The sequence below is a fragment of the Komagataeibacter sp. SM21 genome (assembly GCF_041402665.1).
In the GTDB taxonomy this organism is placed as follows: Bacteria; Pseudomonadota; Alphaproteobacteria; order Acetobacterales; family Acetobacteraceae; genus Komagataeibacter; species Komagataeibacter saccharivorans.
In genome coordinates, this window is the sequence record NZ_JBGLOV010000048.1 from 1 (window position 1) to 5,589 (window position 5,589).

The window sequence follows — 5,589 nt, forward strand, 5'->3', positions numbered from 1 at the left end:
GCCGGGCAAGCCGCTCTTCAACGTCAAAAAATCCCGCCTGCTTCATGATCCATACTCCAATCAACGCAAGGAAAATGGAATCACAGAGCAGACCTCAATACCAGAGGGTTTTTCGAACCCTCCATCTACAGAACCGCCTTGCCGAAATGGGGGCCACGCATCGCTGTTTGATGCGCGATCGCACGGCAACGCTCAATCGTCTCAAAAACCCTCACGATCAGTCTGCCGCAGCGCCACGCCGTCATCGCCTGCTGCAGATCGAGGCGCAGATCACATCGCTCGATGCGCCGACTGACGCGCTCGTGACGGAAGATGCGCATCTGTCCCAGCGCTGGGACGTGCTGGCCAGTATTCCGGAACTGGGAACGGTCACGGCTCAAGCCCTTTTTTGCGAGAGTGCGAAGGAGCTGGATCTGTGTTTGACCGGACCGATAAAATGTAATGTAAGCAATCGTGAGCGGCGGACAAACAGAGCGCAATTCCGCACCACAAAAAACTCATTACGGTTTTTCTGCGAATCCACTTATGCAACGTTGCATAGAGCCCGATCCGAAAGTTTTTGAACAATACCAGTCAGTTGTGATTCATCCGTCTTTGCAAAGAGATGGAGTGAATGGTGGCATGGACTGGTATTGCCCGACGTGAACATAGCCGGGAAGGACTGCGGTATCCATCGGATATGACGGACGGGGAGTGGGCCTTAATCATGCCGTTCGTGCCCCCGGCGAAACGGGGCGGTCGCCCTCGCACGACGGATATGCGCGAGGTTGTCAACGCCATACTCTACATAGCGTCGGCCGGGTGCGCGTGGCGCCTGCTGCCGAAATGCTTTCCGCCGGTATCCACTGTCAGGCGCTACTTTTACGCGTGGCGTGAGGCGAGACTGTTCGAAGTCATGAATACGGTGCTGGTCATGACCCTGCGCGAGATTGAGGGGCGCGAAGCTTCCCCGAGCGCGGGCGTGATGGATAGCCAGTCGGTGAAAACCACGGAAAGTGGCGGGCTTTCTGGCGATGATGCGGGCAAGAAGGTCAAGGGCCGCAAGCGTCATATCGTGACGGACACCTGTGGCTTCCTGATCTTTCTCCTCGTTCATGCCGCCGATATTCAGGACCGTGATGGGGCCGTTGATGTCCTGGCAGCAATACGCAGGCGCTTTCCCTGGCTGCGCCACATCTTCGCCGATGGCGGCTATGCTGGCGACAAACTGCGATCTGCACTTGCCTCCATGGGAAAATGGACCATCGAAATCATCAGGCGATCCGATACGGCAAAGGGCTTTGAAATCCTGCCGCGCCGCTGGGTGGTTGAACGGACATTCGCCTGGCTGGGACGATGCAGGCGGCTGGCCAAAGATTGGGAAAAATCCATCGCCTCATCAACCGCGTGGACACTGATCGCTTCAATCCGCATGCTCACACGACGGACAGCAAGGCATTGTCAGGGTTGAAGAACTTTCGGATCGGGCTCATAGATAAATCCATCTCAATCGAAGCGTTTGGACTTTCCTCACGTTGATAGGTGGAGTGGGTCATCCACAAGGGTCTGGTAAGATCTTTTACCTACCCCTGCCTTTCATTGGACTGTTCTCACGCTCGTTTGGACTGTCCTAACGCGAATCGCGCTTATCCACTGGACCCTGCTCACATAGCAAATAGATATACTAACAAATAAACTTACAATTAGACCCGTGAGAGAAGTCCAATCTTGCGCGTGAGAACAGTCCAACAGGCATGCGATCAAAACGCTTACCACTGTGAGAATAGTCCAAGTTGACCTATCCCCATGGTTTAGAGCAGGGTGCGGATATGGCGGAAGTGCATCATTTGCTTATGCAACATGGAGTGGAAGAAACTCGGCGCTTAGCGACCGGAGATAAGAATGCTCGCGTGTGCGTAGACGCAGCTCACGCGGTTATGACGGACGAGCAGCAACAAATCGGAATTGCCCATGCTGGTTTTGCTATGGCTGCTCTGCCTCACCGAAAAACTGCTTCCACCGTATGGGAACGCGATGGGGGGCCTGTAAAACTTCTTGTTGAGAGTGGACTAGATTCACAGAAAAATCCCGTTGGGATCCCATACGGCTCCGTAGCACGACTGATACTTTTGTACCTTCAAACCCAAGCGGTAAGAAACAGAAGTCGAGATGTCGAACTCGGAGCGTCCATGAACGCCTGGTTGGCTGCTATGAATTTGACAGTAGGCGGTAAAACCTACCGGCTTGTTAAAGAGCAGAGTCGTCGCATTAGCAGATGCAGACTGACCTTTTTTCGCCAAGAAGCGGGAGCTGAATTTGTCAGTAATGGAGCGTTTGTGCGTGATGCTATTTTCCCCGTCGAAACTATAAATTCCGCGCAACCTTGTCTATGGCATGACGTCGTTCGGTTAGACGAGTCATTCTATCAGTCACTGATAGAGCATCCTCTGCCACTACGAGAGATCGCCATACGACAGATATCTGGAAAATCGATGGCCATCGATATTTATGTTTGGCTAGCTTACCGTCTTCACGTTTTGTCCGTGCCGGTGAAAGTGACATGGGCGGCATTAAAAAGTCAGTTCGGACCTGAGTATAAAGAACTTCGGTTTTTTCGGCGCGATGTGATGCCCTCGTTGAAACTCGCTCTTTCAGTCTACCCCGAAGCAAATGTCGATATAGATGATAAAATGGGTTTAACCCTACACCCGTCGCCTCCTCCTGTTGCAGAACGGGTAAGCCGTATCCGATCATAGTCAATGACTCTGGCAGGCTGGACTATACTCACGGTCACATACGCCGGAAGCATTTGAGATGAAAAAGAGCTTATTCCAGCGTTACTCAGTTTTTCGCCAAAGAACGTAATCTGCTTAGGACCGTGAGTATAGTCCAGACTATCCATCGCTAAAGCGCACACATCTGTTGATTGTTGGTGTTGACTGTTGATTGTTGATGGTGCGAAGATATGGGCACCCATTAAGAGCGAGGCGCCCCATGTCCGGCTTCAAATCGATCCGACACCAGCTCGGATTATCACAGTCCCAGTTAAAAGATCTTCTTAATGAGCGTCTTCAGCGCAACTATGACCGGCACACAATTTCACGCTGGGAGAATAATAAGCAGCCGGTACCTCAAGACGTTACAATTGAATTGGACGCCCTACTAAAACGGGCCCCGCAAGAAACCAAAGTTATTACATTCGCCAACCAAAAAGGTGGCGTAGGAAAGACAACTAGTGCGCTAAATATTGCATTTTCTTTGACTAGACTCAATTATCGGGTCCTTTTGATTGATGCAGACCCTCAAGCTAGCGCAACTTCAGCGCTGGTTGGTGACGATATTGTTGATATTTATAGGAATGGGCGTACTTTAGAGGCTTCGCTGTTGAAGGATGTGGCATTTTCAGAAGTAATATTACCTAAAGGTACAGAATTATCATCCGGACGTTGTCTTCCGTTTTCTTTTGCCCCTAGTCACATCGACCTGGCTGAGGTGGATATTCGAAGAGAACCCGGTACTGAGGGGCTATTAAGGGAGGCTATTGGGTCTGTGAAAGCGGATTACGATTTTATCGTAATCGACAGCCCTCCTCACTTAGGATTCCTGACTTGGATGGCGCTTACTGCTGCGCACGTTGTGTATATACCCGTCCGTACCGAACCTTATGATGTGATGGGCGTGAATTTAGTCTTAGATACAATATCGAAAGTCCATCGTCGATCTAACCCTCGGTTACGAATTGGCGGGATAATTCCTACCCAGTTTTCCCCAACGCAATACGTTGATATCGGAATTGTAACACATCTCATTAATGTGCTGCGAAACCGCGCTCCCGTTCTGGAGCCTGTTCCGAGCAGCACGGCATACAGCAATGCTGCGTGGGAATCTAAAATACCTGCCGAGCTTACTCCACGGAATGCTGCTGTACGTCCATATATTCGGCTTGCAGAAGCTATATCGCGTGGAACGTCACCCCTGCTGGCGACGGACGTCTTATCAACAAACATCTCACCGGAGTAATCCAATGGCGAGACAATTTAAAGCTCGACCCGCATCGCCATTTCTTACAGCTCAAGCGGGTTTAATGGAGAAAATGGCAACACCATTCTTAGAAAGTAGTAAGTTTCATCACACATTTGAAGCTGACGTTGATAAGATATTCCCGGATATTTCGCAGCCGCGGAAAGTGATCGATGAAAACGAACTCGAACAACTTTCAAGTTCGCTTGAGCGACACGGGCAACTTCAACCCATTCTTGTTCGTCCTCGACCAGAGAAAGACGGCGACTGGATTATTGTTGCGGGAGAACGTCGTTGGCGTGCAGCAAGCCAGCTTGGTTGGTCGTCGCTTCTCGCTATTGAGTATAGTGGCGATTACGCGAGTGCAAGTTTAGTTGAAAATCTGTTAAGAGTGGATTTGTCTGCAGTAGACGAAGCGCGTGCATTAAAGAAATTGATCGACCATAATGGTTGGTCACAAAGTGAGGCGGCGCGTCAAATCGGTTTAAGCCAGCCGAGGATTAATCGGTCGCTTCGAATACTGAATCTACCTGAGGAATTTCTTAACTCGGCGTCGGAATTGAGAATACCAGTGAATGTTCTGGTGCCGATAGTTAGAGAACGGGATGATGCCCGCCGGGCCGAACTGATGGGACAAGCCCTTTCGGGAGAACTTACAGTTTCGGTTGCCAATCAGTCACGAAGCACACAATCATTGTCTGAAACAGAGAAGTCGGCCGAGCCTTTGCCGCGACGGCGGAAGTCTAAGGTATCGTTATCGCTAGCGGCTATTAAGAACTTTTCAAAAAAATGTCGGGAACTACCCCATGGCGCGTTGAAATTGTCTGGTGAGGACAGAAACGTGCTTATGGATGCGCGGCGCACCATCGACTTACTGTTATCAAAGTCAGATGGGAAATAACACAGACAATAGGCTTTTTAGATAATGCGGCCGCTATGCAACGTTGCATAGCGGCCGCATTTATAATGGGACTATGAGAGGGCACACCAGCCCCCGCCGCCCGGCGCAAGGGGTGGGTCGTCGCGTAGCCGCGCCGATCCCGCCGCAGGCGGCGCCCTTGCCCCGGCCGTCGCGGCCCGGTCGCGCGGATGATGTCAAAACCAGAAATGGAGAAAGGCATCATGCGCCCACACCGTATTCCCACTGCAACCTCCCCTCGCCCGCCTGCCCCGATGCGCTGGGCCAACGTGACCGCTCCGCTTACCTGCACCCGCTGTGGCGTCACCTGGATGGCAGGAGATCCGGCCATCACCCTGCCCTGTCGCGGCTGTGATGCCGAACCTGGTCAGCCCTGCCGACGCTGGGCCGGCGGCAACGAAAACGTCTGCGCCCAGCGCGATCGTGACGCCCGGCAGGCGGGTCTGCTGAAGGAGTGCGAGGCGCTCACATGGGATGGTCGGCACAGCAAGCCCCTGCGCCTGTGGGCCAGCTCGGTGGGTGGCACGGTCCCTGATGCCATCCGGTAACCATCCGGCGAGAGACGCGGGCGTGATCAGGCAGCGACGTTATTCTCGCCTTGAGCAATGGTTTTCCAATGCCAGGGCAGGAGTTCATGGAGGCGTGGGTTGGGAGTGTCGTTGATGCGGGCG

Annotated in this window: 5 protein-coding genes and 1 pseudogene; all 6 read left to right on the forward strand. The window is 52.4% G+C overall.

The window, feature by feature from the left end:
• A pseudogene (locus tag ACBR42_RS16745) lies at positions 1-563 on the forward strand (hypothetical protein); the annotation flags it as partial.
• A 50-nt stretch (positions 564-613) separates the two neighbouring features.
• A complete protein-coding gene (locus ACBR42_RS16750) occupies positions 614-1,450 on the forward strand; it encodes an IS5 family transposase (RefSeq protein WP_132306684.1) in 837 nt (278 codons plus the stop codon).
• Positions 1,451-1,808: 358 nt separating this feature from the next.
• Complete coding sequence (locus ACBR42_RS16755) at positions 1,809-2,735, forward strand: replication protein RepA (protein WP_132306682.1); 927 nt, start codon at positions 1,809-1,811, stop codon at positions 2,733-2,735.
• 238 nt (positions 2,736-2,973) lie between these two features.
• Positions 2,974-3,999, forward strand: a complete 1,026-nt coding sequence (locus ACBR42_RS16760; RefSeq protein ID WP_132306680.1) for an AAA family ATPase — start codon at positions 2,974-2,976, stop codon at positions 3,997-3,999.
• A 4-nt stretch (positions 4,000-4,003) separates the two neighbouring features.
• Positions 4,004-4,900, forward strand: coding sequence for a ParB/RepB/Spo0J family partition protein (locus ACBR42_RS16765; protein WP_165927371.1), 897 nt, complete (start codon positions 4,004-4,006; stop codon positions 4,898-4,900).
• Between the two features lie 221 nt (positions 4,901-5,121).
• Entirely contained in the window at positions 5,122-5,466 is a 345-nt protein-coding gene (locus ACBR42_RS16770; RefSeq protein WP_371208788.1) for a hypothetical protein, read from the forward strand.
• Positions 5,467-5,589: the final 123 nt, after the last annotated feature.

Excerpts from the sequence above, each read along its gene's own strand:
- ACBR42_RS16750 (WP_132306684.1), top strand. The coding sequence starts at position 614 with ATGGTGGCATGGACTGGTATTGCCCGACGTGAACATAGCCGGGAAGGA.
- ACBR42_RS16755 (WP_132306682.1), top strand. The coding sequence starts at position 1,809 with ATGGCGGAAGTGCATCATTTGCTTATGCAACATGGAGTGGAAGAAACT.
- ACBR42_RS16760 (WP_132306680.1), top strand. The coding sequence starts at position 2,974 with ATGTCCGGCTTCAAATCGATCCGACACCAGCTCGGATTATCACAGTCC.
- ACBR42_RS16765 (WP_165927371.1), top strand. The coding sequence starts at position 4,004 with ATGGCGAGACAATTTAAAGCTCGACCCGCATCGCCATTTCTTACAGCT.
- ACBR42_RS16770 (WP_371208788.1), top strand. The coding sequence starts at position 5,122 with ATGCGCCCACACCGTATTCCCACTGCAACCTCCCCTCGCCCGCCTGCC.